Origin of the sequence: Paenibacillus sp. TAB_01, from assembly GCF_043945595.1 — a bacterium.
GTDB lineage: Bacteria > Bacillota > Bacilli > Paenibacillales > NBRC-103111 > Paenibacillus_S.
The window spans coordinates 4,948,684-4,974,617 of sequence record NZ_JBIFNP010000001.1; the positions used below are offsets into that span (position 1 = coordinate 4,948,684).

Genomic DNA, 25,934 nt, shown 5'->3' on the forward strand with positions numbered 1-25,934 from the left:
TTAAGGAAGATGATGTATGATAATTGCACGGGCAGTCATCTCACTAGACTGTCTAAATCGGATGGAGAGCTACGGATTGCTTCACCATCCTAATGAAGCATGCGGATTGCTGCTCGGCAGCACTTCGGTCTTAAACCAAGGAAACGGACAAGCCGAACTCCAAATTGAGCAGTTTATCGGGATTCCTAACATAGCGTCAAATCCGCGGCGTCAGTTTATGATGGATCCCGCCGCTGTCCTTACTCACGTAATGGCAGAACAAAGCGGCGCCAGCCATATTGCAGGCATCATGCATACCCATCCGCTTGCCCCGGCCATCCCTTCGCAGGAGGATTTGGGCACCGCCTGGCTGCACACTCCAAGCCACTGGATCTTGTCGCTTCGCCGAAAGGATATCCCCGAGTGGGGAATCTTTCAGTATAGGATTGACGCGGCGGCCGGGAAGCCTTATTATGAGCCGGTTCCGCTTCAAATCAACGGACAGGCGAATAGACGCGCCAAAAAATAAAGCTTCAGACGGGCCGCAGCCTGCTGAAGCTTTTTATTGATGATGATGGCTCAAATGGGCGTATAGATCGCCCAGCGTATGAATATCCCGCGATTGGATTTCCGGCATGAATCGGCTCCACAGCTGAGCCGTCATCCGTGCATCCTCCAGCGCATGGTGACGCAGCGTTACATCAACCCCGTACACATCGAGCAGGGTATCCAGGTCGTAGCTTTTCAAGCGCGGATTCAGCCACTTCCCTATCATCATCGTATCCAGCATCCGGTGGGACAAATTAATCTTCGACGTTTTCCACAACGCAGAGTTCAGAAAATGCTTATCGTGCCCGGTGCCATGGGCGACAAGCACCTTTTGCTGGACAAATTCCAAAAACTCGCGCAAGCCGTTCAGCAGCTCGGGAGCATTCGCCGCCATCTCGTTCGTAATTCCTGTCAGCTCCACCACCGTGTCGGGAATGGCCCGCTTAGGATTGACAATGCTGTAAAAGGTTTCGTTTTCTTTGACTGCCGCTCCCTCAACCGCTATCGCGCCGAAGGAAATGATTTCGTCCCCATTATACGGCGAAAAACCGGTGGTTTCCAAATCGAAAACCACCAGTTCCACCGTCGCTAAGGGGATATCGTATAATGAGTTTTTCCGCTGCTCCTTCATGATCGATCGAATGAAAGCCATCTGCTGGGCGCTTTGCACATCGAACATCGAAGTTATGGCAGGAGTCAGGCCACCCATTTTGTACAGATGCCACATTCTACCCGCAGGTCTCATGTCTTTCATCGGATAACCACCTAACCTTTTTCCATCTCTTTGTGAACGCTTTTCTTCACAAACTTTTGCAAATCGTTGCCGATCCTGAGAGCCAGCTTCAGTTCGCTCGTGCGTTCTTTAGTTAATCTGTCGGCCGTCAGCTTGCCCCGCGTCGTGTAATAACCGTCCTCCAGCTGAAATGGGGTGAGCGAACGCAGCTTCAATGCAATCGATAAAGCCTCAAGCCAGTCCTGGGCAATCTCTTCTTCCACCCGGTTTTCTTCCATTAAACGCAGGATTCGCCCCTCCGTAGAGGTTTCCCGGATGCCCGCTTCCACGCTTAACAGACGAACGCCGTTCACGATGGGAATATAGGCGCCGTACTTAATGTCAACTCCGCCCGCATCTTCCCCATAGCGCTCCTTGATCAGCTGCCCGAATACGCCAAGCGATATTTTATGATGAAGTGTATTATGGAGCAGATGCTCCAATACGGCGGGATGCCGTCTGCAGTATTCATACATTTCATCCGTCAGCCGGGAGACTAGCGCAGGCTCGCCGTAGAGCAGACGCATATCTGCGAAAATGAGAAAATATCGCATATGCTCCCAATGCGGGTCATGCAGCCAGCCGTACATCATTTCTCTGTATTCACTCCAGCTCTTGCGCCATTTATCGTTCGTACAGATCACTTCGCCCGTGCATGGCGGATAGCCGAGCTTTAGCAGATACTCGCTGATCCTGTCTCCCAACGTCTTAAAATAGGCTTCTGACTGTCTGGCGAGCTCCGGGTTCTCCGGATCGTCATAAATCAAGCCGTTATCCTGATCGCTCCACAGCGTTTGTTCCTTCCTTCCGCCGCTCCCGAATAATACGAAAGCATAGGCCGCCGGAGGCACGGCTCCTGTCTCTTGGAGCAGCGAGCGCTCGGCCATTTGAACCGCTTGGGCGATCATCAGATCATGTGCTTGATTCAATTGACGGTTCCAATCAAGAGAATGGGAAAGAAGGAGACGCCGTTCGAACTCCTCGTGCAGATGATCCCGAAATGCCCTCAGCTGATCCACATCCGCAGCCTTGGATATTTCATCCTGAATCACTTCCATCGAGAAACTATCCATACGGGTTCTCCTTCAATCTGTTATTATGGTGTCAATTCTTGAAGCTCAGGGATTTTATACGGTTTGAGTGGTCGCCGAACCGCCTTGAGCTTTTTTCATTTGCTCCGGATATCCGTAAGTGCCATGCTCGGAAAGTGTCCAGACCCACGATTTCTTCTTCTTCTGTAACGCGGAGACCGATCGTAATTTTGATCAGACCCAGAATGATGAAGGAAAGAACAAGTACGAAGATGAAAGCTCCGAATACGCCCAGCGCTTGCACACCCAATTGCTCCAAGCCGCCGCCGTACAGCAAGCCTGCTTTACCAACACCTACGGTTTCAGCCAACTCCGGTTTAGCGAAAATCCCTGTAGACAATGTGCCCCAAATGCCTGCGATACCGTGTACGGAGAAAGCGTAGATCGGATCGTCGATACCTGCTTTTTCAAACCATTGAGCAGTGAAGAAGGTAATAATACCGGCAAGTGCGCCGATGATAATGGCATCGCGCGGCGATACGAAGGCGCAAGCGGCCGTGATGGCAACCAATGCGGCAAGAACGCCGTTCAGCATGCTAGGAATATCCGCTTTACCGAAGTACATCCAAGAAACTACCATAGCAGCAACCGCACCTGCCGCAGCGGCAAGATTTGTTGTCAAAGCTACATAACCGAAGAAACCGTCGCCTGTTGCGCTAAGCGTAGAACCTGCATTGAAACCGAACCAGCCGATCCAGAGAATAATAACGCCGAGTACCGACAAAACTTGGTTGTGACCTGGGATCAAATTAGGCGTTTTATCTTTATTGTATTTCCCGATACGCGGTTTCAGCAAGATTGTCGCTACCAATGCCGCCGTTGCGCCTTGCAAGTGAACTACCGTGGAACCCGCGAAGTCCTGCATACCCAATTGGCCCAGCCAGCCGCCGCCCCATACCCAGTGAGCAACGACAGGATAAATCAGAACCGTGAACAGAATACCGAAGATGAAGTAAACCGGAAGCTTACCGCGTTCTGCGAAGCCGCCCCATGCAATCGCCAGGGATACGCCTGCAAAAGCCAATTGGAACAAGAACAAGATACCGATTGGAATCGGAGATTCCGCAAAAAGGCTGATCGAGCCTTTAATTTGCTCTTGCGTACCGTCCAGGAAGAAGCCGCCTTCTCCAACAAAGCTGTTGCCGTCGCCGAACGCTAAGCCGAAACCGATCGCCCAGAAAGCAATGGCGCAAATACCGAACGTAAGAATCGTTTTACCTGCAACGTGACCCGCATTTTTCATTCTAGTAGATCCCGCTTCCAGAAGCGCAAAGCCCGCTTGCATGAAAATAACCAGGATGGCTGCAAGCATAACCCAGACCGAATCAATCGCGCCGGCGAGCTGGGCGGGTGTTTTGTCATCTGCCGCGAACGCCATGGTTGGTAGTAAAGACATGAAACCTGTGGATAGGAGCATTTTCTTAAGCATTGCTGACCACTTCCTTCTTAATGTTAATTTATATAACATGTTTTGAAAATCTTAATGTCATTATATACAGCTTTTTGGTATTTGACAATAGGATTTTCATCAAATAATCGTAAAAAACGAAAAATAACCTTACATTAAATGTGCATAATTCGGTTTTAACCACAATAAAATAGCATTTTGCAGGAAATGCCGTGACGATTTCTTACAAATACGCCCAAAATGATTGTGTTTTTATAGATATCCAGCCCCTGCTCACGTCAGGTTCTCCGACACATCATTTCCTATATATAGGGAACGGAAGAAGAAATCCACAGGCCGTTTGCCATTAAAAGCATAACGTTTGACTGTATGGTTTGATTTCAGTTATCATAAATACTATCGTACGATTTGCGATCATATCATTAGTAGGAAAATGCAGCCCAACGAAGCAGAGTGTTATTTTAAAATTATCTTACATATAAGGGGTGATACCATGGGGATATGAAACTATACAAAATCGGCGAGCTCGCACGCGTCTCGAACGTTAGCCCCAGAACTATCGACTATTACACCAAATTGGGTCTGATCGAGCCTGAAACCCGTTCGGATACGAATTATCGTTTATACAGCGATGAAACCTTAACCCGACTGAAACGTATTGAAACAATGAAGAGGGAGAAATATACCTTAGAGGAAATCAAGGCGAGCTTAAGGCAGTGGAAAAAAGTAGGTCAAGATGAGATTGTGACAGATAAGCTGACATCTTTGCAGATCCATTTGCAGCAGCTGCAAAAGGAAGCCCAGGAGATTCTGCCTTTTCTTGACAAGCTTAAACCGACTCAAATGAAGAATTTCAACAAACTGCTGACTCCGCATACCGCAGCTTGTATCGAAGCCTTGCTGTTACTACTGGGTAAAAGTCCCTTATCCTAATATAAACGGAGGTCTGCTGCCATGTTTTTTCACCCGATGGATTTTTTGATCATCATTGCTTTTGCGCTTTCCTTGTGGGCCCAATTCCGAGTAAAAGGGACGTTTAACAAATGGTCCGAGGTCCGCACCTATTCCGGTATGACAGGCTATGAGGCGGCACGGCGGATGCTGGATGCCAACGGACTGTACGACGTTCCGATCGAGCCGGTTCCAGGCCGTCTGACGGACCACTACGATCCGATTTCCCGTGTTGTAAGGCTGTCCGAGCCGGTTTATTATGAAAACTCCATTTCCGCCATTTCCGTCGCCTGCCACGAGGTAGGTCACGCGATCCAGCATAAAGTGCATTATCCGATGCTGACCCTGCGTCACAAAATGTTTCCGGCGGTGAATTTCGCCTCCGGCGTGGCGCCGCTGCTGATTCTGGCAGGCTTGATTTTTCAACAGTTTAATTTCCTGCTCGGGTTCGGAATTATCTTCTTCTCGGCTGCGGTAGCCTTCCAGCTCGTCACTTTGCCGGTGGAGTTCAACGCCAGCAACCGGGCAAGGGATTTGATGGTCGCTGAAGGATTTATTACGAACGATGAAGAACGCGGCGTCGCCAAGGTGCTGAATGCCGCAGCTCTGACTTATGTCGCAGCAGCCTTAATCTCCCTGCTGGAGCTGTTGAAGTATATTATGATCTTTACGAACCGCAACGACGATTAACCTAAAAAAAAGAAAGCTGAGGCGCTGCCCCGGCTTTCTTTTTTTTATTTCGTCCGATCAAAAAACTCCATCAAAAAACCATAAAACACCTCAGCCACCAGCGGCAGCTTCTCGCCCTTACGCTGAATCAGCCCGATGCTGCGGGTCACCAGCGGCTCAATAACCCGGACCTTCGCCGGCTGAAGCTGGCTGATCTCGGTCAGCGCCATTTCCGGCAGCAGACTGACTCCTACGCCCGCGGCGACCAGTCCCCGGATGGTATCCGTCTCTTCGCCTTCAAAGCCGATCCGCGGCACAAACCCCGCCTTGGCACAGGCCTCCAACACGATATTGCGAAGCGAATATTCTTCGCTGAACATGACAAATGACTCGTCCTTCAATTGCTCCAACCGAATCGAGCCGCAATCCGAAAGCGTGTGCCCTTCCGGCACAATCGCATACAATTCCTCTTGCAACAGCAGTTCTCCGATGACATGCTCATGACGCTCGGGAAAAGGCGAAATAAACGCCAAATCCAGCTCCCCGTTCACGACATCGCGGATCAAGCTGTTATAGGTCCCTTGACGCAGCCGGAACTTAACGTTCGGGTGCTTTTGGCGGAAGCCCGCAACGACCGTCGGCAGCAAATAAATGCCCAGACTGTGCGGAAAGCCGATGCGAATCTCTCCCACCTCCGGATCGAGAAATTCCCGAACCTCCATAACCGCTCTTTCCAGCTCGCTCAAGATGCTTTCCGCCCGGCCCAAAAACAGCTTGCCAACCGGTGTCAGCTGCAAATTTCGTCCTTTCTGCACAAACAAAGGAACGCCCAGCTCCTCTTCCAACTGATGAATTTGCCTGCTCACCGCGGACTGAGCCACATGAAGCTCCTCCGCCGCCTGCGTCACATGCTGCTTGCGGGCTACTTTCACAAAATATTGAAGCTGTCTTAGTTCCACTGACTTACTCCTTTTCGATTGGACAAGTTCCTTTTAAAAAGTTTATAATAAATCTTGGTGAAATACCAATTATACTTTTAGGAAAATAAGGAGGCCCATGTACATGGCACAAGAACGTACAGGTGTTGCAACGTTGAAAGGCAACCCGATTACTTTGGTTGGACCTGAACTGAAAGTCGGCGACAAAGCTCCGGACTTTAAAGTGAACAAAAACTTGACAGAGCAAGCTTCTCTGGCTGATTACGCAGGTAAAATCAAATTGATCAGCGTAGTTCCTTCTCTGGATACAGGCGTATGTGATGCTCAAACCCGTCGTTTTAACGAAGAAGCGGCAAAGCTTGGCGATAACGTGGTTGTCCTGACAATCAGCGTGGACCTGCCTTTCGCACAATCCCGCTGGTGCGGCGCTGCCGGCATCGATAAAGTCGTAACGCTTTCTGACTATAAAGACCGCAACTTCGGTCAATCCTACGGCGTGCTGATCAAAGAAATTCAACTGCTGATGAGATCCATCTTCGTGATCGACGCTAACGACACGATTCAATATGTCGAGTACCTTGGCGAAATGACCGAGCATCCGAACTATGAGAACGCGGTTGCTGCCGTACAAAAATTAATCTAAGTACATAGAAAAACATCGGGAGAAGCCGCAAGGCCATCCCGATGTTTTTTATGTTCTACTCTTGTATTTTATGAGCCGCCAGCCGTTTATCCAATTGCTTATAAATCTCCAAAATCGTACGGTAATTGGAACCGAGATCTCCGAGAGACCCTCTGGAAGCGGAATAAATGTCGATGGCCGTTTTCACCGGGTTAATTCCGAACAATGTCAATGTAATGTCTTGCGTACGGCCGGTCATCGTTCTCCGTTCCACCACGATTTCCCCGACGTTCCTAACCTCATGAAGAAGCTTGTAGCCGTTCATTTTTTTAAACATGTTGGTGACTTCATCCCAAACCTGATCCATAGAAAGTTTATAGTATCGGGTCTTTAAAGCCGGATCCTTCGCTTTCTCCCCAGTGGTCTCATGGCTGCGAATAAGGCCGATTAAGGTTCGCTTGAACAAAGCCTTCCCTCCTCATAGAAGTACAATACAAAATCCGGTAAACACTATGTTCAATCATAACATTGTTTGGGCCGCAGAGAAAGTGTTATTTCACATTTTTGACAAGTTTGTTATCGCTTTATAAAAAAATATTACAAAGGGATGACAATAAGCTCTCTCATCATACGATTCACTATACCTGAGTCCACAACTCCCGCCTCCGGCGTTAAAGCATCCGCTGCTCCTGCGGCCACGGCGCGCTTCAGCGTTTCCTCAACCGAATCCCCCCGGGCAAGACTTACGGCCAGTCCCGCCACGAAGGAATCCCCGCAGCCCACCGTATTCACCGCCTGCAGGCTCGGAGCCGCTACTCTGAAGAGCTTGCCCTCATGCCCGGCAATACAGCCCTCAGCCCCCAAAGAAACGACTACATAAGCAATGCCTAGAGCGTTCAGCCTGTCCATTACCGGCCCCAGCTCCCTCACATCCGTTAGTGGCTTACCAAGCAGCGCGGCAATTTCATGCTCATTAGGTTTGATGAGATCCGGGATACCGGCCAGTCCATGGATCAGCGCTTCGCCGCTGGCATCGAGTATCGTCAGACAGCCCGCCCGCTTCGCGATCTCAATCAACTCTCGATAAATCGATACAGGCACCCCTTCGGGCACACTGCCGGAAAAGACAACAATCTGCGACCGGGCCGCACATTGATGTATTTTTTGCCGCAATGCCGTAAGATCCGACTTGCCAATGACAGGACCGGGTTCAATAAGCTCTGTCGTTTGCCCTGTGGTCTGGTCAAGGACCGTCAGGCACAGCCTCGATTCTCCGCCCTGCTCAACGAAAGCAAAGTCATGCGCGATCCCCTGCCGCTCCAGCATCTGCTCGATGCTTCTGCCATTCATGCCCGCTGTAAAGCCTGTCGCCAAAGCTTCACCGCCAAGCTGCCCGATAACTCTGGCCGCATTGATTCCTTTTCCGCCAGGCAGAACATAAGGCTTTCCGGTCCGCGTAGCCTCCCCAAGCGGGAAACGGGAAACCGTATAGGTTTTATCTATCGCCGCATTCAGCGTAACTGTCGTTATCAATGCCTTGATCCTCCTTTGTCTTGCCCTGCCCTATTATACACCTAAGCCCGATAAAGGTTTCGAAAATTTGCTTTCATGCTTCGGCAGGATTTTTCGAACCGGCTCCGAATATATTATAGCATGCATTTGTTTATTCACTAAACAAAGTTATAATATTCTATTATGAGGTGGAATCATGACGTATTATCTTGGAATTGATTTAGGCACATCGGCTGTTAAATGTATACTGGTGGATGACCAGGGAGCGGTAAAATCAAGCCACAGCGTGGAATATCCGCTGCTGCAGCCGCAGCCGGGCTGGGCCGAGCAGCACCCGGAGGATTGGTGGCGCGGTACCGCTGAATGCATTCAGGCACTGCTGGCCAAATCCGGAGTTCAGGGCAGCGAGGTAGCCGGCATAGGCCTATCCGGCCAAATGCACGGCTCCGTCTTTCTCGACCGCGAGCTGCAGGTCGTCCGTCCCGCTCTGCTATGGTGCGACCAGCGGACGGCAGCCGAGTGCGAGTGGATCGAGGAGGCCGTAGGCGGCCAAGAAGCGCTTGGCCGGCTGACCGGCAATAAAGCGCTTACCGGCTTTACCGCGCCGAAGGCCGTCTGGCTCCGCAACAACGAGCCGGAGAACTATGCCCGGACAGCGCATCTGATGCTGCCCAAGGACTATGTGCGCCTGCAGCTGACCGGCGCCTTCGGCATGGATATGGCAGACGCAAGCGGCACACTGCTGCTGGATGTGGAGAACCGCAGATGGTCGTCCGAGGTGATGGAGCGTCTTGACCTGCCTATGGCATGGCTTCCTCCGCTCTTCGAGAGCAACGAGATTGCCGGCCATCTGCTGCCGGAAGCTGCGGCAGCTACCGGATTGGCGGCGGGCACGCCGGTAGTCGCCGGCGGCGGCGACCAGGCTTGCGGAGCGGTCGGCGTCGGCGTCGTCCGCCAAGGCATCGCCTCAGTGGCGCTCGGCACCTCTGGTGTCGTATTCGTACACGACGACACGTATCAGGTTGATCCGGAGTGCCGCCTTCACTCCTTCTGCCATGGCGTGCCGGGCAAATGGCACCGGATGGGCGTCATGCTGGCCGCCGGGGGCTCCTTTCAATGGTGGCGCAACCATTTCGCTTACGAAGAGCTCCAGCAGGCGCAGGCGGAAGGCCGCGACGTCTACGAGTTTCTGACGGCTTTAGCCGAAACCGCTCCTCTCGGCAGCGAAGGGCTGCTGTTCATTCCTTATTTAACCGGCGAACGGACGCCTCACCCGGATCCCAAAGCCCGCGGAGGCTTCATCGGCTTAAACCTCCGTCATACGAAGGCTCACCTGACCCGCGCCGTACTGGAAGGAATCACCTTCGGCCTACGCGACTCCATGGAGCTGATTCAAGCTTCCGGCATTGAAATCAAAGAACTGCGGGTCAACGGCGGCGGTGCGCGCAGCTTGTTCTGGCGCCAAATGATCGCCGATATTTTCGGCTATCCGGTAGTCACGGTCAATTCGACGGACGGTTGCTGCGTACGGAGCGGCTGTGATGGCCGCATCGGGAGTCCTCGGCACAGACATCAGCGAGCTGTGCGAGCGCTGGATTCAGGTTGTGGACCGTGTGGAGCCTAACGCGGAGAACCAAAGCCGCTATCAACAATACTATGAGGTGTATAAGACCTTGTATCCTACACTAAAAACGACTATGCACCGTTTGAGCGACCTTGTCTAATCCGTTTCTTTTTTCCTGAGCTGCCGTCGGCAGCTGCAGGAAAAGGCCTGACTCCTAAGTAAATGAAGAAAAGCCTGCCAGGTCTCCCCGGCAGGCTTTTTTACTAATAAATAATATGCTTAAAATTGACTCAGCTTCGCGCCTTCCCAATCCGCAAGGAATCTTTCAATCCCTGCATCCGTTAACGGGTGCTTCGTCATTTGCTGAATGACTTTATAAGGTACTGTTGCAATATCAGAACCCGCCAGTGCCGCTTCGATAACGTGCGCGGAATGACGTACGCTGGCAGCGATAATTTCCGAGGAAATATTATGTACTTTGAACATCTGGCTGATCTCTTTAATCAGGTTTATGCCCACTTGATTAATATCATCCAAACGGCCGATAAACGGCGATACGTAGGTTGCGCCTGCACGTGCGGCCAACAAGGCTTGAGGCGAGCTGAAAATCAGCGTAACATTCGTTTTAATGCCCAGCTCCGTAAAAGCTTTCGTCGCCTTCAGACCGTCCTCTGTCATAGGGACTTTAACGACGATACCATCTCCAAGCTCGGCCAGCTTGCGACCTTGCTCAATCATTTCTTTCGATTCTAGGCTGATAACTTCCGCACTGATCGGAATGTTACCGACAATGGATACGATTTCTTTGACCGTTTCAAAGAAATCTCTGCCTTCTTTTGCAATAAGAGAAGGGTTCGTCGTGACCCCTGCAATAACTCCCAGATCATGTGCTTTACGGATCTCTTCTACATTCGCTGTGTCGATAAACAGTTTCAAGCTTGTCACCCTTCCTTTTCTATGCTTCCGTTCATTCCAACGGAATAAGCCTTAGAAATAACAAGATCAAGCCTTACAAGAGTATGTAGTTCGACAGGGCCCGTCCCGGTACCTAAAGCACAGAGCCAGTAATGACGGAAAATTAACACAAAAAAACCCGCATATGCCGTCCGATTTAGCGTTTCAAACCCGCTCTCGCAGGTGGGTGTCCGCAGAACCGCGTTTGAAGTCCCTTTTCGAGGGCAGGTCAGCAGCGGATTCGATATAGGTCTCCCTAGAAACAGTCATTGGTTCAAAACAACTTAAAACCGAAACGTACATCGCAGGATTTTGTTGTATTCTTATTATAAGAGTTTCTTAAGCGAAAGTAAACCTCGGCCTTAAACTACTTGTTTCCAAGGAAATTACGCCTTGTGATGTTTAGTATCCCCATCCCGGTCGGATTGATCCATCTCTGTCCGTCCATTGGATTCACGGCTTGTCCCGTCTTCCAAAGCCTTTAGCTCCGGCTCCGCAGCGTCAGAGAACTCCTCCGCTTCTTCGCCTTCTTCCTTGGCCCGTGCAGCCTCCGCTTCCTTCTCCGCCAGCTCCTGCTGTTTCATCTGCAGACGCCCGAAAATATGATTGAAATGCCAGAAGGAAATGATGGCGATCAGACTGCCCATGAAAAATGGAATCAGAAACGTGAACTTCGTGAGGCTGATGTAAATCACAATCCCGTTGCACGCGATCATCGAAATAGAACGGATCGGATGCCCGATAGATATCAATAACGCATTTTTAATAATTTGAAACAGCTTCATATGAAGATGCGACATAATGGAGAAAAAGTGGAAAAACGAAACCGAAACGAGCACTGTAAGCGTCAACACTAGGAAACGCAGAACGCCGAACGAGCTGGTCTGGCTTCCGTAAAATCGAAAGTTCGTGTATAGAATAGCCGCAATCAGCACATAAATCAAACCGCCGAGCACACTTTGCTTAAAGTTTTCCTTGTATCCCCGGAAAAAGGTTTTGAATAACGGTGCGTCTTCTTCGCCCGTCATCCATTTGCGCGCTACCGCAAACATAGCCGCCGTAGACGGAAAAATCGTAAAGGGGGAGACGATGGCAACGATAATCATTGCGGACAGCAGCTGGTCCACCGTTTCGGTCTGCAGCGTCAGTAATCCCAACAAGAAGAAGGGTATCGCACAAATCACCCATAACACATTGATTACGGATAGCCGCATAATCCATTCTGAGATGCGGTAAAAGCCTCCCATAATGCCTCTAAATTCCAAAAAAGACACCCTCCTCGACAAATTACGTAGTTCGTATTGATGCTTAATGTATATTATAGCCTATTTTGCGGGATCTAGGTAGCTGTCTATGCGTAATTCGCCCTTAGGCATATAGTATATTAACCACCCGGCCATGACAACTTCAAAGGAGGTCAGCAATATGTCCCAAACTGCTCTCTGGACGACAACCGGTACGATTCTGGTTCTATATATTCTTTTGGTCATTATCCTTCAGGCAGGATTCTTCTAATATTACCGTTAAAAAAGAAAAGGTGAAGCCTTGCGGGCTTCACCTTTTTGTATTCAAACCAATGCTTAGTTCTTAACCATTTCCTCGTTGGAACGGGAAGAAGTCGAACGGTTGAATCCACGGTCGCGCGGATAGTCGCGGCCTTCCGAACGTCCGCCGCCGCGGCTGTCACGGGAAGAGTAATCTCTGCTGCCGCCGCCGTCTCTGCGCGGAGGGCGGGAAGAGGAGCCGTTGCGGTCGCGATCGTACGATCTTCCGCCATCGCGGCGAGCGCCGCTAGCTGTTCCGTATGGACCCGATGGTCTGCGGCCGGAGCTGCGCACATCGTTTCTTCTTTTCTTAGCGCGAAGCGGCTCTTCCGGAGTCAATTCAACACTGACTTCTTTTTTGTCGCCTGTCAGCAGCTTCAAAGCCGATGCCAGCAAATGTACGGAATCGTGCTGCTCCAGCAATTGAATCGCCAAGCCTTTGAATTCGTTATGCTCATCCTTGCCCAATACTTCAAGAATGCGCTCAGCCGTTACTTTTTGCTTGCCCTCGATGGCTTCCGCCAAGCTAGGGATCGGCTTTCTTGTAATTTTGTGGCGAGTGATCTTCTCAATGAAGTACAGGTGGTCGATTTCTCTAGGCGTTACGAATGTGTAAGCCGCTCCTTCTTTCCCTGCACGGCCTGTACGGCCGATACGGTGAACGTAGCTCTCCGGATCTTGCGGGAGGTCGAAGTTAATAACGTGCGTTACACCGGATACGTCCAAGCCGCGAGCTGCAACGTCCGTCGCTACCAGCACGTCGATGCTGCCGTCACGGAACTTGCGCATAACGTTATCGCGCTGATTTTGGGACAAGTCGCCATGCAGGCCTTCCGCAGTGTAGCCGCGTTTTTGCAGACCTTCAGCCAGCTCGTCAACCCGGCGCTTCGTGCGACCGAAAATGATCGCCAATTCCGGAGATTCCATATCGATCAAGCGGCACAGCGCTTCGAATTTTTGTCTTTCCTGCAGTTCGATGTAAGATTGGTCGATCAACGGTGCGCTTACTTGCTTAGGAATAACGGATACGTGCTCCGGATTGCGCAAAAATTGATGCGCCAATTTTTGAATATTGGCAGGCATAGTAGCGGAGAACAGCATGGTTTGACGATCTTCAGGCACCAGACGAAGGATCGATTGAATATCCTCCATAAAGCCCATGTCCAGCATTTCGTCCGCTTCATCCAAAATAACGGTCTGTACATCGTCCAGCTTGATTGTTTTGCGGTTAATATGGTCAAGCAAGCGTCCAGGCGTACCGATAATAATTTGCGGTCTTTTCTTCAGGGCGCGAATCTGCTTCACGATGTCTTGACCGCCGTAGATCGGCAGCGAACGAATGCCCTTAAATCTGCCCAGCTTCTCGATTTCTTCCGCTACTTGGATCGCCAGCTCCCGTGTCGGGCACATGATCAAAGCCACAATTTTTTCTTCTCTTACATCGATTTTGTTAACCAATGGGATCCCGAAAGCCGCAGTTTTCCCCGTTCCGGTTTGGGCTTGCCCAATCAGGTCACGATTCTCCATTGCAATTGGCATTGCTTTTTCTTGAATCGGTGTCGACTCTTCAAAGCCCATCTCCGTGATGGCACGAAGTACCTTGGGCTCTAATCCGAACTCGCTGAAATTTTTCAAATGATTTCAATCTCCTTTTATATAGGGTTCTTATTTGTTTATACCCTTAAGTGCGACTCCTATATCCTTATATTGTATCTCAAAATGCATCCGAAGCATTCGTATTTAAATACGCAAGGCCGTACTTAAGAATATCTTTAGTATTATACCACAACTCGAATTGATATTCCAGGGGATTCAGAATGAAACCTTCACTTCCGCTTTGGCGTATATAATTGATATAATAATTAAAGGAATTACCCTGACAAAAAGGGTATTTTATTTAAAGGAGCGTTTGCCCATGTCGATTTGGAAGCGAGTGGGTTCGATCATTAAAAGCCAGAAACAAGAACCTCCGGCCCAAATATCGAATCCGATGGAAGACACCCAAGTTGGAGATATTATTAACATGGATCTCGAGGAATACGTGGTATCGGGGAAACTCGTATATTTTGACCGCGGCTTCCCGCCTCACCGGTTCGTCTATTACTTACAGAACGGTTCACAAATATCGTGTCTCCTCATTGAAAAAGGCCGTACCTACGAATGCTTCAACTGCACTTTCGTGGAAGGCTCGCTGGACAGTCCGGACGATGTGCCGACTGAGCTGGATGTGAACGGCGAAGTGACCTATAACCTGGAGCAGCAGCGCAGCGATATGGTACGGGCCGAAGGAAACACCGACTTCCGTGCGAACGACGAAGTTATGATGTGGCGTTACTTCGGTTCGGAAGGACGATACTTCTTCCTGCAGTGGCAGGACGGCAAGTTCGTCGCAATGGAAGGCACCAAAACGCCTGCCGGACAAATCAAATTTATGAAAGGCAGCCGCTGAGCCAGGAACTGACGGATGATCATCCGTATGGAGGTGACCAACAATGACAAAAAGGGCGATGCAGTGGCTATCGGTCCTCCTGGTCTTCACTCTGCTTGTGGGCTGCGGAAATGCAAGCAATTATATTAAAGATAATTATTCCCTGGTCGATGTTCAGGGGCAAGGCAAATCAACAGCCAAAATTTATTCCGTAGCAGGCAAAGACGTCCCTGCCGTGGCCAAGGAGCTTGCGGCCAACGAAAAGCCTCAGGAAGTAAGCAAAGAATCCGAAGACCAGATGTTTCTCGTGTATGAGGATAAAATCATTAATGTACAGAAAGATCCGAATAATGCCGGCAATACGCTAGTCGAGCTGGACTCGGTCGAATACGCCAAGCAAAATTACGATTCTTCCTTCCTGCAGGGCTACATTGCCGCCTCCCTGCTGCAATCGTTGTTCGGAGGGGGATGGCTCAGCGGCAATCGCGGTACGGGATACGATTATCGGGGCTACACTTCGACGAAGCGGTATGACGATTACGGCAAATATCAATCCTCCGCCCCTTCGGGCGGAACGGCGACCAAGCCTTCGACGCCGGCACCGACGACGACGGATCGAAAGGGCAGCTTCGGCACCAGCCCTTCGACCTCATCTGGAAGCAAAAGCTCCAGCGGAATCGACCGGAAAAATGACGGGCCCACCCCAACCTACAAAACGCCGTCCAAAAGCTCCGGCAGCACCTCCAAGCCGAGTACAACGAAGCGTTCGGGGTCATTCAAACGAAAATAAGTTACTTGCGATCAAAGCTTCGTCCCGGTCAGCCGGGGCGGAGCTTTTTTCCTTGTTACTTTTTCTGGCATTTCACTTATTGCAGAGCTTTCTTGGGGCTTTTTCCAGGAGCATGTTTGGAATCGATCTTCGTGCATCATAATACATAATATGCATCACGATCAGCCTATTCAACAGGAGGCGGTGGTTCCATCGTGCTTCGTCAATGGATTTTGCCGGCGTGTACGGTTGTTCTGGGCGCTGCGCTCGTAGCGGCCAGCTTCAATCTGTTCCTTATTCCCAGACAAATCCTCAGCGGCGGACTGTCGGGAATTTCCATGATTATCGGGTATTTCACAGGCTGGAATATCGCGTTCCTGTATTTGCTCAGCAACCTCCCTGTCATCATCTGGGGACTGCTTCAAATCGGACGGAAATTCATCCTGCTAAGTGTTATATCCGTCATTTTCACTTCCTGGTTTATGCACCTGATTCCCGAGTCCGCGGCGGCGCAGAACGATATTTTGGCGGCGGTCACGGGAGGCGTCCTGATCGGCGTAGGCACAGGCATCTCGCTTCGTGCCGGAGGGTCGACGGGAGGCTTTGATATCATCGGCTCCATCGTAACCCAGAAGCGCGACTTTCCGCTCGGCACCTCGCTGTTTATTTTGAACGGACTGGTCATTCTCGCCTTGGGCTATTATAAAAATAATTGGGATTTGGCGTTAAACTCCATGCTATCCATTTATATCACCAGCAAGGTGGTCGATATGATCTATACGAAGCATTTGAAGGTAACGGTCTTTATCGTAACCCGCCACAAGGATTCGCTGGTTCAGCGGCTGATGAAAGTGCACCGCGGCGTGACTGTCGTCAATATCGAAGGGGCATATACCAAGCAGCAGCAGCATATGCTTATGACGGTGACGACGCGATATGAGCTTATAGAGCTGCGGAATATGATTCGCGCGGCGGATCCGCAGGCCTTTGTCAATATTGTGGAAACCATTGGTATTATGGGACGATTCAGGCGCGGCTAGCCCGTAACAATGAGCAATTAATCCATTCATTTCTTTTCTGCGTATGGTATAATGAAAGGTGTAATTTCATTCAACGCCTCAATGCTTTACCTGTACGATTCACGAAAGTCTAGCCTGATCTTCTCCAACAGATGATAAGAAAGGGTGAATGCTTGTGGAAACAGTAAAGTTATCGACGATTGTAATGAGATTGACTCCCGAGTTGTATCCTTTTCTTAAGCGATCGGAGCTCGATTTTGAGATTGTACTTCGTAACGGGCTTGAAGCTTTGGAAACCGAAGACGCGATGGAAATTATTCAATACAGCATTTCCGAACATCAAAAGGACGCCTTGCTTCATTAAAAGGCGTCTTTATTTACACAGAATAGAATTGATATGTTCTCGGGGCCCCGCAAAGTACCTGAGTCTGCTTCGAAGCATAAGCTCCACTTTGTGGGGTTTTCTTAAGCGGGTCCTTGAATTTGTTAACGATTAGTAACAATTTAACGTTAATTTTTTTCTTAATACATGGTATGATACATATGTTAACCAAAATCGGAGGTGTATTACATGGGAGCTCTATCTCCATGGCATATTATACTAATTGCGCTCGTAGCTTTATTACTCTTCGGAACCTAACAAATTACCTGAGCTAGGACGCGGTTTTGGTAAAATGTTCCGTGAATTTAAAGATGCAACGACCGGAGGCGGTTCTTCTTCCTCCAACGACGAAGCCGTACCGGCGCCAAAGAAGGAATTGAATTCTTCCGTTACTGAAGCAGCTTCGCACGATAGCTCGAGCGTAAGCCAGCCTAAATAATAAATTGAAGCCATCTCACTCAAATCTGAGTGGAGATGGTTTTTTTTATGGATTCCATGCCATACTCTCCTTACACGGATATTCAACAAAATGCGTCAAAATCCTCTATGAACCCCTCCGCGCTTTGTTTATAATTAGTCATACATTGGCTTCAAGGAGAGATGCGCAATCATGGAACTTTTACTCGCTTCCCTACTGATGGTTATGGGACAAGTCGGTGCCGATCAGCCGAATGTCAGCTTCGATCAGCTTGTGCAGGCATCGCACGATGCCAAGAATGCGGCGGTGCAGCCGGCCGGTACGGCCTCCGGAAGCCCCGGAAGCGGATCCCAGGCCGCTGTAGACAAGCATGATCCGCAGCAGGACGCTCCCAAAGTCAAGGGAGTATACATGACGGCTCACAGCGCCGGCGGCGCCCGGTTGAACACTTTAATGAAATTGATGGATGACACGGAGCTTAACGCGGTAGTTGTCGATGTGAAGGATGATTGGGGGTACATTACCTATCCGACAGGCAATCCTGAGCTTGAAGCTATGGACACGACGCAAAAAATTATTCCGGACATGCCCAAGCTGATGTCGACGCTGCAGGAGCACCAGGTGTACCCGATCGCCCGTATCGTCGTCTTCAAGGATACGGTATTGGCGCAAAAGCACCCTGAGCTGTCCTTCATCAATCCGGACGGAACGCTGTGGAATAACGGCAAAGCGACGCCGGACAGCTTCGTCAATCCGTATAAGAAGGAAGTATGGGACTACAACATCAAGGTAGCCAAGGAAGCCGCGAAAGCCGGGTTCAAGGAAATTCAATTCGACTATGTGCGATTTCCCGAAGGCTTCGAAAAACGGGCGGACAGCCTTCAATATGACAAGGATGAGCGGACGCGTATCCAGGCGGTAACCGAGTTTGTCCACTATGCTCGGGAGCAGTTGGAGCCGCTTGGCGTCCGGGTGTCGGTCGATATTTTCGGCTATGCCGCATCCGTTCCCGCCGCGGAAGGCATCGGACAAGATTTCGAGAAAATTTCGGAGAATGTCCACGTGATCTGTCCCATGATCTATCCCAGCCATTACAGTACAGGCTGGTTCGGCGCCAAGGTTCCGGATGCAGCGCCTTATGTGACGATCAACGGAGCCGCGAAGGATACATTGAAGAAGCTTGAACCCATCGGGCAGAGCAAGCCCGTCATTCGCCCGTGGCTGCAGGATTTTACCGCTTCCTGGGTGCAGGGTTATATCAAATACGGCAAGCATGAGGTCGAGGAGCAGATTCGCGCTCTGAAGGATAACGGCGTCGACGAGTTTTTGCTCTGGAATGCTGTAAACACCTACACCCCCGATGTCAATTACGAGCCTTGAACCGGCTTTCCGCTGCTGCTGTTCCCCGCTGTATCCAGCAAGCAAAAAAGACCTTTCCCAGTAATAAATTGGAAAGGTCTTTTTTTGCTGCCATTGATTGTCAATAAATCCTAGAGATACGTCGTCCGGTCGGGAAGACGCCAATCGATCTCTTCCTCTCCGTGCCGGTTCAGGAATTCGTTCGCTTTCGAGTAGGGCTTGCTCCCGAAAAATCCCCTGTGCGCGGATAACGGACTCGGATGAGCGGAGCGCAATATTTCGTGCCGCTTATTCGTTATCAGCTGGGCTTTCTGCTGCGCATGGCTTCCCCACAGGATGAACACAATCGGTTCCTCCCGGTCATTCAATAGCCGGATCACTTGATCCGTAAACTGCTCCCACCCCATCCCCTTATGGGAATTGGGCATCCCTTCGCGAACCGTCAGGACGGTGTTCAAGAGGAGCACTCCCTGCTCGGCCCAATGCACCAGATATCCGTGATTGGGAATATCGATGCCCAGATCGCTGCGAAGCTCCTTGAACATATTTTGCAGGGATGGCGGGGCCGGCACGCCCGGCTTAACGGAAAAGCTTAAACCGTGCGCCTGCCCTGCCCCATGATAAGGGTCCTGGCCCAGGATGACGATTTTCGTATTGGCATAGGAAGTCAAATGCAGCGCATTAAAAATATCGTGCATATCCGGATAAATAGTATGATGACTGTACTCCTGCTTCAAAAATTGCCGGAGCTCCTTATAATAAGGCTTCTCGAATTCAGCCTCCAGAAGCCCCGCCCAATCGTTCGATAAAATGGCCATAAACCGATTCACTCCAAAGCTTGTATTTCCTAATTCTGCAGCTGTTTCTGCTTGCGGAAGGATTGAACCATCTGAGCGAAATAAAGGACCGTTCTTTGAACCCGCTCCTTCGTCTTAGCGTCCGCAGGTTCTCCTTCCGCTGTAAAGCTCCGCTGCTCCCCGCCGATCGAGATCCATTCCGGGCAGTTGATGCCGTGCACGTTGCGCACGATGGTCTGCAGCTGCTGCAGCGAGCTCACGCCTACGGCGCCTCCCGCCGAGCTGACCGACAGCACCACTTTACCGTCGAATTGCTCAAAGCCGACATGGTCCAGCGCATTCTTCAGTACGCCGCTTGGCGCTCCGTGATATTCCGGCGTAACAAGCACGATCCCGTCAGCTTCGTTCAGGCTCTTCTTAAACGCGTTCAAGTTCTCGTCATGGTGCTCCGCATCCGGGCTGTAAAACGGAAGCGGGGACGCATTCAGATCAATTAAGGTAACCTGGCTGTCTTTCGCTTCCAGCACCTTCTTTAAATATTGGGATAGTTGCGTACTCGTAGCCTGTTTGCGGTTACTTCCCGATACGATGGTTATTTTCATAAAGTTCGCTCCTTTGACTGCATATTTTAGATACATATTAGTATATAATGTCTCTTAAGTCAACGAAAGGAAGTCAATATTTTACACTTTGGGCGCAATCACGTAGCCTGCCCCTTTGACGGCCCGCTTCTTGTCAAGAATACTGGCTCCAATGACCTCCGGGGTGGGAGTAAAATGACGGACCAAATGCTCCTCCAGGTAATCAAAGGCTTGCGCATCCTGCTCCGCCATCAAGATGACATGTATCGTCCGGCTTCTTAATTCGACCTCAAGCTTATACATATACATCCGGCTATCCCCTCCTCTGCTGCCTTGCCGAATTGATCACACCTCTCTATCGTAACAGAACAGCCGCACGCTTGCATGTCTTTTCTCATATTGACTACAATGGACATAGCGAACATGCGAAATGCGAAAGGAGCGACAACTATGCTTTCTATCGGGCAGCAGGCGCCCGTCTTTGAAGCAATGAGCACGCAGGGAGCCGTCCAATTGCAGGATTACCTCGGAAGCCGGCCTATCGTGCTGATCTTTTATCCGAAGGATGAAACGCCCATCTGCACCAAGCAGCTTTGCAGCGTAAGAGATTCCAAGGCTTTGTACGCCGCACGGGACGCGGTTGTGCTGGGCATTAACCCGGGCACGCTGGAGGAACACCGGCGCTTTGCGGAGAAGCACAGCTACGATTTCCCGCTCGTTTCGGACACGGATGATCGGATCCGCCAATTGTACGATGTCGGTAAAATGTTTCTGCTGGGACAGCAGCGCATCGTCTATGTCATCGGACGTGACGGGCGCATTGCCTATGCCAGAAAAGGCAACCGGCCGACGCCTGAAATTATCTCTGCGCTCGAAGGAACCGGATAATCAGACAAGTCCGCCCGCGGGACTCGGCTAACCGCTGTGTCGCGCAGTGCCGCAGCGCCCGCTTGGGATTCGAACGCGTCAAATGCAAAAAAACATGCAGCCCGCCCTTTTCGAGGAATGGAGCTGCATGTTTTTTATAAGTGATTTATTGAGAAAGACGCTTGGCCAGCTCGTACAGCTCCAGGTTGAAATCTTTCTTGGAGTGAACGACTTTATCGATATCCGTTACCGTCAGCTCACCTTTAATAATGCCGCACGCTTTGCCCGAATCGCCTTCAATCAGCTTGCGGACGGCAAAATCGCCGAGGTTGCTCGCCAGGATGCGGTCATTGTGCGTCGGCGCTCCGCCGCGCTGAATATGCCCGAGTACCGTAACGCGCGGTTCGATGCCGTTGCGCTTCGTAATTTCATTCGCGATGTCCTCGCCCTTGCCGACGCCTTCGGCGACCAATACGATACTGTGACGCTTGCCCTGCTCGAAGTTGCCCGCCATCCGCTGCGCCACTTCATCCAGATCGTAAGGCACTTCCGGCACGAGGATCGTTTCCGCGCCGCTTGCCAGGCCCGCGTACAGCGCAATGTCGCCGCAGTGGCGGCCCATTACTTCTACGACCGACGAACGCTCGTGGGAGCTCATCGTATCGCGCAGCTTGTTGATCGCATCGACAACAATACTAACCGCTGTGTCGAAGCCGATCGTCAGATCCGTGAACGGGATGTCGTTGTCGATCGTTCCCGGCAGTCCCATCGTCTTGATTCCAAGCTTGCTCAGCTTGTTCGCCCCTTGGTAGGAGCCGTCTCCGCCGATGACAACCAGGCCGTCGATGCCGCGCTTGCGCAGGTTTTCCGCGCCCAGCTGCTGGCCTTCCGCAGTCATAAACTCCTTACATCGAGCCGTCTGCAGAATCGTGCCTCCGCGCTGAATAATGTCGCCCACGCTGCGAAGGTGCCATCTGACGGATATCGTCATTGATCAGACCGGCATAGCCGCGCTGTACTGCAAATACTTCCAATCCGTGAAACAAACCGCTGCGCACGACTGCGCGTACGGCCGCGTTCATTCCTTGCGAATCTCCGCCGCTTGTGAGTACGGCTATCTTTTTAACTGACATGTATGGCTTCCTCCTCAAAATGATACTGCATCTACGAAGTTTTACGAACCCACATACTGTTGACAAGGAAAAACAGCCGCATCAGCGGACTTCCCTTCATCAGTTCCCTCGATACCTGCTTCACCTGTTTTTGCCTGCTTACTTTAGGATCGGACAAATAGAGCGCAAGCAAACCTTCGATGATCATCCGGTGAAACTCCGGCACTTCCAGATGCTCTGCTCTCTCCCTCGCCTCCACGACAATCATGGCTATCCTGTCGATCGTCTGGTCCGATTCCGTCGTAATAGCTGCAAAAGTTCAGATCGCCGCCGATCTCATCTTCCTCTTGATCAATCAAGTAATCAAGCAATATATGCAAACCGCAAATATACGGAAAATAAGCTTCATGAATCGCCTTCACGGTACCCGGCTTCAGCTCCGGGTCCGCAGCCGCCAAGAAAAACATAAACACCCCTAAGGTCGAGCCCGTAGCCGCGGCAAACTCATTCCAGCTTATGGCAGGGAACCGGGGTTCGTGCAATTTCCACCAGCTCTGCAGCGCTTCCTCCCTCAGGTCATGGCGAATATGCTTGTACACCTGCAGATCGCAGTAAAGGCCTACAAGCTCACGGACCTGCCGCCACCTGCGCATAGGAGGGCAGCAGCTTTAAGCTGGCCTGGCACGTCTTGACAAGCTCGTTCAAATAACCGCCGTCTTCCTTCTCCGGCCGGAAAGCATAATAATCGTGCAGCGGCTCGGCAGGATCGACGGCATCCAGCATCGACTGGTGCAGCCGGCGAAAATCGTCCGGGTCCATCGACGTGCTCCGGTCGCATAAATTGTCCAGGTAATCGCTGATCGTCTGGAACGCAACAATAAGCGGAATAAGGATATGCCGCATCTCTAAATTGGCTATGGCGTACACGGCGCCGCCCTGACAGTGAAACTGCTTGCTGGTCATGCTGGCAATCGCCTGTCTTTGCAGCTCCGGGTCCGGCATCCGGTCCGCCCGGCTGCGCCAAACGCGAAGCTGCTCCCGAACCTCCGGGATCACATACCGGTACACGCGCAGCATAAGCTGCACCGGGGTACGGGGTACAAGCGCCTTTTGCCTTGCGTCAAAGCTCAAACGAGTCCCCCCGGTCTGCTGAAAAGCAAATTGCAGGAGCAGCTTCAACTCCGTCCACTGCAGCTCTAACAACAGTACTTCCGCCTCCGGGTCCTGGGCAACCGTCACTTGATGGCTGACCATATCCGCGAACAGGGCGGAATCCCATGCCGAGGATGCCGACAGCTGCTCAAGCTTCGACTTCAGCGCCTCGCTGCCGATCCGTTCCATGCCGCCTTCTGTCAAGCGGGCCTTAGCCTGCTGGAGCAGCGGCTGATGGATGGGGTGAACGCCGGCTTGGCGAAACCAATATTTGGCGTTGCTGTAGTCGCCCTCCATCCGGTGCATGATCCCGTGCAGGTAGCTGCCGGTCGGAGTATGAATCTCCTGGGACAGCTCGTGGGACAAGTCCAGACTATCGTTCCATAAATGAAAAGCCGATTTCACGGCGGCCGCATAAGTTTGTCCTGCAGCGTCCGAGCCGTCCAGCGACAGCTTCGAAATCCGAATATCCATCAAATCGTCCCATTCCTCCGTAGGATAGAGGGAAGGGCGATGCTCCGCCATCATTCGGCATAACCGGGGTACAGCTTCCGTCCATGACACTACGCATTCACCTTCGCTTCCTGTGAAACTCATAACGTATATTATATTACAAATATTCGGCAAATCCCACTCAAAATATTAATGGTGAGCCGCGGAAGACGTAATATCCTGATTGACCCTGAACCACAGATGCAGTTCATTGATGGTGCCCGCCAATTCGGCTATTTCGCTGTTCAGCTGGCAGGACAGCTTGAAGTTCTCCTCGACGTTCAGCTGCGCCTGTTTCTTGATAATGATCTGTTCCAGCTTCTTCACCTGGTCCGGGATCGTGCCGCGGATTTCCTCCCATCGAAGCAAAATCTCCGAGCGGTCGGCTTCCGAATACTGATCCCATTCCAATTCGAGCTGCGGCAGCGGAATGCCGAGACGGTCATCTATTACAAAAGTCCAAGTCATGGTCATAAGCCACCTTTCTTTGAGAAAACAGAAAAACATTTCCAAACGGTGCGGTTGAAAAATTCCTTTAAAGATTAATGTACCATGAATAAGCATCTCCTGCCCAGTAGCTGCGCTTAAAAATTACGGTTCACGCCCGCATATTCTGTGCTATACTAGAGCGATGATTTTGATATAAACCAACTGCTAGGAGACCTGCCGATGAATAGCCACCAAGAGACGAGAGTGACATTTCGGCAATTGCTTGCCTTTTTCATACCGCTCGGTCTCTCTGCAAGCTTAGTTACCATTTCACACGTGATTATCAACAGCACGCTGGCCCGTTCGGCCAATCCCGAAGTGATTATCGCCAGCTACGCGCTTCCGCTCAGCATTCTTGGGATTACGGAGAGACCTGCCGTCCTCATGCGGCAAACCTGCTCCGCCCTCGTTCGCGACCGCATTTCCTTCCGCGCCATGACCGTTATCAGCTGGTACATCTTCGCCAGCATCATGCTCCTGGGTGTCTTAATCTGCTACTCTCCCATCGGCAGATGGGTTTTTTTGCATTTTTTCGGCGTTGAGGAAGCTTTGATCCAACCGATGGTCGATGTCTACAGAATCCTGATGTTTGTCAGCTTCTTCTCAGGACTGAGATGCCTGTACCATGGAATTATTATATTCAATATGCGAACAAAATGGTTAACGGTCGGCATGCTGGTCCGGCTTGCAGCCATGTACCTGCTCTCGCTTTATTTTATTCACACGAATCAGGTGAACAGCGGGCAGGTCGGCGCCATCATCTTCTTGTCGGGCATGATTATCGAGGCCGGAGTCAGCTATTGGGAAGGACGTTCCCTTCTGAAGGAAATTCCCGAGAAGAAGCCGGACCATCCGATCGAGCGTCCGCGGCAAATTTTTCAATTTTACAGGCCGCTTCTATTCTCTTCGGTCATTGCGGTAATTATCGGTCCGGCGGTCAACGCTTTCCTCGGCAAAACCATGGATTTTCAGCTGTCCGTCGCTTCGTTCGCCATTGCCGCCAGCCTGACGCAGCTTGTACAAAGCTTCTTTTCCTATATTCATCAGATCGTCCTGAACTTTTACCGCAAGGATTCGGAATCCGTCATCCGGTTTACCTTCATTCTTGCTTTTATTCCGGGCTGTTTGATCGCCCTTATGTCCTATACCTCGCTGGGTCCCTGGTTCATGCAGAACGTTATGGGCGTAAACGAGCGGCTGATGCTGGCAAGCCTCGACACGCTGCGGGTGTTTATGATTACGACGCTCGTGTTCCCATGGCTTGATTTCGGCAACGGCATGATCATGCTGAGAGGCGAGACGAAGGTTATGGTCTGGTCGCAGGCCGCCAACGTGTCGGTGACGCTCCTTTCTCTCGTTCTGTGCGTGTGGCTGAGCCCCGGCTGGAACGGGATGATCGGCGCGCTGGCGCAATCGCTGGGGGTTGCGGCGGAAGCTGCCGTTGTCTGGCTCGTCCTCCGGGAGATTGGCAGAGCGGCAGGCAATCAGCCGGTTCGCATGACTTTCAAATCTTAGA

General features: G+C 51.0%; 26 protein-coding genes, 1 other RNA gene and 4 pseudogenes. 15 read left to right on the forward strand and 16 right to left on the reverse strand.

Annotated elements, in window-relative coordinates; genetic code table 11:
* Positions 1-16 precede the first annotated feature (16 nt).
* On the forward strand, positions 17-508 hold the full coding sequence (locus ACHHV8_RS24025; protein WP_395161954.1) for a M67 family metallopeptidase: 492 nt from the start codon (positions 17-19) through the stop codon (positions 506-508).
* 33 nt (positions 509-541) lie between these two features.
* On the opposite strand, the gene ACHHV8_RS24030 is transcribed toward ACHHV8_RS24025, so the two are convergent.
* The 3 genes and pseudogenes from ACHHV8_RS24030 to ACHHV8_RS24040 all read right to left on the reverse strand — a co-directional run bounded on the left by ACHHV8_RS24030 (position 542) and on the right by ACHHV8_RS24040 (position 3,820).
* Positions 542-1,282, reverse strand: coding sequence for an exonuclease domain-containing protein (locus ACHHV8_RS24030; RefSeq protein WP_395161955.1), 741 nt, complete (start codon positions 1,280-1,282; stop codon positions 542-544).
* A gap of 11 nt (positions 1,283-1,293) precedes the next feature.
* A complete protein-coding gene (locus ACHHV8_RS24035) occupies positions 1,294-2,373 on the reverse strand; it encodes a DUF294 nucleotidyltransferase-like domain-containing protein (RefSeq protein ID WP_395161956.1) in 1,080 nt (359 codons plus the stop codon).
* Positions 2,374-2,427: 54 nt separating this feature from the next.
* Positions 2,428-3,820: pseudogene (locus tag ACHHV8_RS24040) on the reverse strand (ammonium transporter).
* 480 nt (positions 3,821-4,300) lie between these two features.
* Here ACHHV8_RS24040 and ACHHV8_RS24045 point away from each other — a divergent pair.
* Both ACHHV8_RS24045 and ACHHV8_RS24050 read left to right on the forward strand, forming a co-directional pair.
* A complete protein-coding gene (locus ACHHV8_RS24045) occupies positions 4,301-4,732 on the forward strand; it encodes a helix-turn-helix domain-containing protein (protein ID WP_395161957.1) in 432 nt (143 codons plus the stop codon).
* 21 nt (positions 4,733-4,753) lie between these two features.
* Complete coding sequence (locus tag ACHHV8_RS24050) at positions 4,754-5,440, forward strand: zinc metallopeptidase (protein WP_395161958.1); 687 nt, start codon at positions 4,754-4,756, stop codon at positions 5,438-5,440.
* 44 nt (positions 5,441-5,484) lie between these two features.
* Here the strand turns inward: ACHHV8_RS24050 and gltC are convergent, their stop codons facing one another.
* Positions 5,485-6,378, reverse strand: a complete 894-nt coding sequence (gltC, locus tag ACHHV8_RS24055; RefSeq protein ID WP_395161959.1) for a glutamate biosynthesis transcriptional regulator GltC — start codon at positions 6,376-6,378, stop codon at positions 5,485-5,487.
* Between the two features lie 103 nt (positions 6,379-6,481).
* Between gltC and tpx the strand changes: the two genes are divergently transcribed.
* Complete coding sequence (gene tpx, locus ACHHV8_RS24060; RefSeq protein WP_395161960.1) at positions 6,482-7,000, forward strand: thiol peroxidase; 519 nt, start codon at positions 6,482-6,484, stop codon at positions 6,998-7,000.
* A gap of 55 nt (positions 7,001-7,055) precedes the next feature.
* Here tpx and ACHHV8_RS24065 read toward each other — a convergent pair whose 3' ends face one another.
* Entirely contained in the window at positions 7,056-7,445 is a 390-nt protein-coding gene (locus tag ACHHV8_RS24065; RefSeq protein ID WP_395161961.1) for a DUF1499 domain-containing protein, read from the reverse strand.
* A gap of 131 nt (positions 7,446-7,576) precedes the next feature.
* Entirely contained in the window at positions 7,577-8,512 is a 936-nt protein-coding gene (locus ACHHV8_RS24070; RefSeq protein WP_395161962.1) for a 1-phosphofructokinase family hexose kinase, read from the reverse strand.
* Positions 8,513-8,687: 175 nt separating this feature from the next.
* Here ACHHV8_RS24070 and xylB point away from each other — a divergent pair, with 175 nt between their 5' ends.
* The gene (xylB, locus tag ACHHV8_RS24075) at positions 8,688-10,115 is read left to right on the forward strand and encodes a xylulokinase (RefSeq protein ID WP_395161963.1); all 1,428 of its coding nucleotides are present in this window, start codon (positions 8,688-8,690) and stop codon (positions 10,113-10,115) included.
* A gap of 219 nt (positions 10,116-10,334) precedes the next feature.
* Here xylB and fsa read toward each other — a convergent pair whose 3' ends face one another.
* The 3 genes from fsa to ACHHV8_RS24090 all read right to left on the reverse strand — a co-directional run bounded on the left by fsa (position 10,335) and on the right by ACHHV8_RS24090 (position 12,274).
* The gene (fsa, locus tag ACHHV8_RS24080; protein ID WP_395161964.1) at positions 10,335-10,991 is read right to left on the reverse strand and encodes a fructose-6-phosphate aldolase; all 657 of its coding nucleotides are present in this window, start codon (positions 10,989-10,991) and stop codon (positions 10,335-10,337) included.
* 150 nt (positions 10,992-11,141) lie between these two features.
* Positions 11,142-11,323: non-coding RNA, 6S RNA (gene ssrS, locus ACHHV8_RS24085), on the reverse strand.
* A 72-nt stretch (positions 11,324-11,395) separates the two neighbouring features.
* Positions 11,396-12,274: a YesL family protein gene (locus ACHHV8_RS24090; protein WP_395161965.1), complete on the reverse strand. Its 879-nt coding sequence runs from the start codon at positions 12,272-12,274 to the stop codon at positions 11,396-11,398.
* 160 nt (positions 12,275-12,434) lie between these two features.
* Between ACHHV8_RS24090 and ACHHV8_RS24095 the strand changes: the two genes are divergently transcribed.
* On the forward strand, positions 12,435-12,524 hold the full coding sequence (locus ACHHV8_RS24095; protein ID WP_395161966.1) for a YjcZ family sporulation protein: 90 nt from the start codon (positions 12,435-12,437) through the stop codon (positions 12,522-12,524).
* A gap of 65 nt (positions 12,525-12,589) precedes the next feature.
* Here the strand turns inward: ACHHV8_RS24095 and cshA are convergent, their stop codons facing one another.
* A complete protein-coding gene (cshA, locus tag ACHHV8_RS24100; protein ID WP_395161967.1) occupies positions 12,590-14,188 on the reverse strand; it encodes a degradosome RNA helicase CshA in 1,599 nt (532 codons plus the stop codon).
* 280 nt (positions 14,189-14,468) lie between these two features.
* Here cshA and ACHHV8_RS24105 point away from each other — a divergent pair, with 280 nt between their 5' ends.
* The 7 genes and pseudogenes from ACHHV8_RS24105 (at position 14,469) to ACHHV8_RS24135 (ending at position 18,949) form a co-directional block, all read left to right on the forward strand.
* Positions 14,469-15,002: a DUF4178 domain-containing protein gene (locus ACHHV8_RS24105; protein ID WP_395161968.1), complete on the forward strand. Its 534-nt coding sequence runs from the start codon at positions 14,469-14,471 to the stop codon at positions 15,000-15,002.
* 43 nt (positions 15,003-15,045) lie between these two features.
* Complete coding sequence (locus tag ACHHV8_RS24110) at positions 15,046-15,771, forward strand: DUF4247 domain-containing protein (RefSeq protein WP_395161969.1); 726 nt, start codon at positions 15,046-15,048, stop codon at positions 15,769-15,771.
* Between the two features lie 191 nt (positions 15,772-15,962).
* Positions 15,963-16,790, forward strand: a complete 828-nt coding sequence (locus ACHHV8_RS24115) for a YitT family protein (RefSeq protein ID WP_395163610.1) — start codon at positions 15,963-15,965, stop codon at positions 16,788-16,790.
* A 148-nt stretch (positions 16,791-16,938) separates the two neighbouring features.
* Entirely contained in the window at positions 16,939-17,133 is a 195-nt protein-coding gene (locus ACHHV8_RS24120; RefSeq protein ID WP_395161970.1) for a hypothetical protein, read from the forward strand.
* 207 nt (positions 17,134-17,340) lie between these two features.
* Positions 17,341-17,409, forward strand: coding sequence for a twin-arginine translocase TatA/TatE family subunit (locus ACHHV8_RS24125; protein ID WP_395163611.1), 69 nt, complete (start codon positions 17,341-17,343; stop codon positions 17,407-17,409).
* Between the two features lie 25 nt (positions 17,410-17,434).
* Positions 17,435-17,590: pseudogene (locus ACHHV8_RS24130) on the forward strand (hypothetical protein); the annotation flags it as partial.
* A gap of 171 nt (positions 17,591-17,761) precedes the next feature.
* Positions 17,762-18,949 carry a putative glycoside hydrolase gene (locus ACHHV8_RS24135; RefSeq protein WP_395161971.1) on the forward strand — a complete coding sequence of 396 codons (1,188 nt, stop codon included), beginning with the start codon at positions 17,762-17,764 and terminating at the stop codon, positions 18,947-18,949.
* Positions 18,950-19,059: 110 nt separating this feature from the next.
* On the opposite strand, the gene ACHHV8_RS24140 is transcribed toward ACHHV8_RS24135, so the two are convergent.
* The 3 genes from ACHHV8_RS24140 to ACHHV8_RS24150 form a co-directional block, all read right to left on the reverse strand.
* Positions 19,060-19,746, reverse strand: coding sequence for a uracil-DNA glycosylase (locus ACHHV8_RS24140; protein ID WP_395161972.1), 687 nt, complete (start codon positions 19,744-19,746; stop codon positions 19,060-19,062).
* A gap of 29 nt (positions 19,747-19,775) precedes the next feature.
* On the reverse strand, positions 19,776-20,327 hold the full coding sequence (locus ACHHV8_RS24145; RefSeq protein WP_395161973.1) for an NADPH-dependent FMN reductase: 552 nt from the start codon (positions 20,325-20,327) through the stop codon (positions 19,776-19,778).
* 81 nt (positions 20,328-20,408) lie between these two features.
* A complete protein-coding gene (locus tag ACHHV8_RS24150; RefSeq protein ID WP_395161974.1) occupies positions 20,409-20,615 on the reverse strand; it encodes a DUF3906 family protein in 207 nt (68 codons plus the stop codon).
* 141 nt (positions 20,616-20,756) lie between these two features.
* On the opposite strand from ACHHV8_RS24150, the gene ACHHV8_RS24155 reads away from it, so the two are divergent.
* Positions 20,757-21,194 (forward strand): peroxiredoxin, encoded by a 438-nt coding sequence (locus tag ACHHV8_RS24155; RefSeq protein WP_395161975.1) that lies wholly within the window; start codon positions 20,757-20,759, stop codon positions 21,192-21,194.
* Positions 21,195-21,339: 145 nt separating this feature from the next.
* Here the strand turns inward: ACHHV8_RS24155 and pfkA are convergent.
* The 3 genes and pseudogenes from pfkA to ACHHV8_RS24170 form a co-directional block, all read right to left on the reverse strand.
* Positions 21,340-22,306, reverse strand: a pseudogene (gene pfkA / locus ACHHV8_RS24160) (6-phosphofructokinase).
* A gap of 31 nt (positions 22,307-22,337) precedes the next feature.
* Positions 22,338-23,362: pseudogene (locus ACHHV8_RS24165) on the reverse strand (tetraprenyl-beta-curcumene synthase family protein).
* Between the two features lie 717 nt (positions 23,363-24,079).
* Entirely contained in the window at positions 24,080-24,397 is a 318-nt protein-coding gene (locus tag ACHHV8_RS24170; protein WP_395161976.1) for a hypothetical protein, read from the reverse strand.
* Positions 24,398-24,598: 201 nt separating this feature from the next.
* On the opposite strand from ACHHV8_RS24170, the gene ACHHV8_RS24175 reads away from it, so the two are divergent.
* Positions 24,599-25,933: a polysaccharide biosynthesis protein gene (locus ACHHV8_RS24175; protein ID WP_395161977.1), complete on the forward strand. Its 1,335-nt coding sequence runs from the start codon at positions 24,599-24,601 to the stop codon at positions 25,931-25,933.
* Position 25,934: the final 1 nt, after the last annotated feature.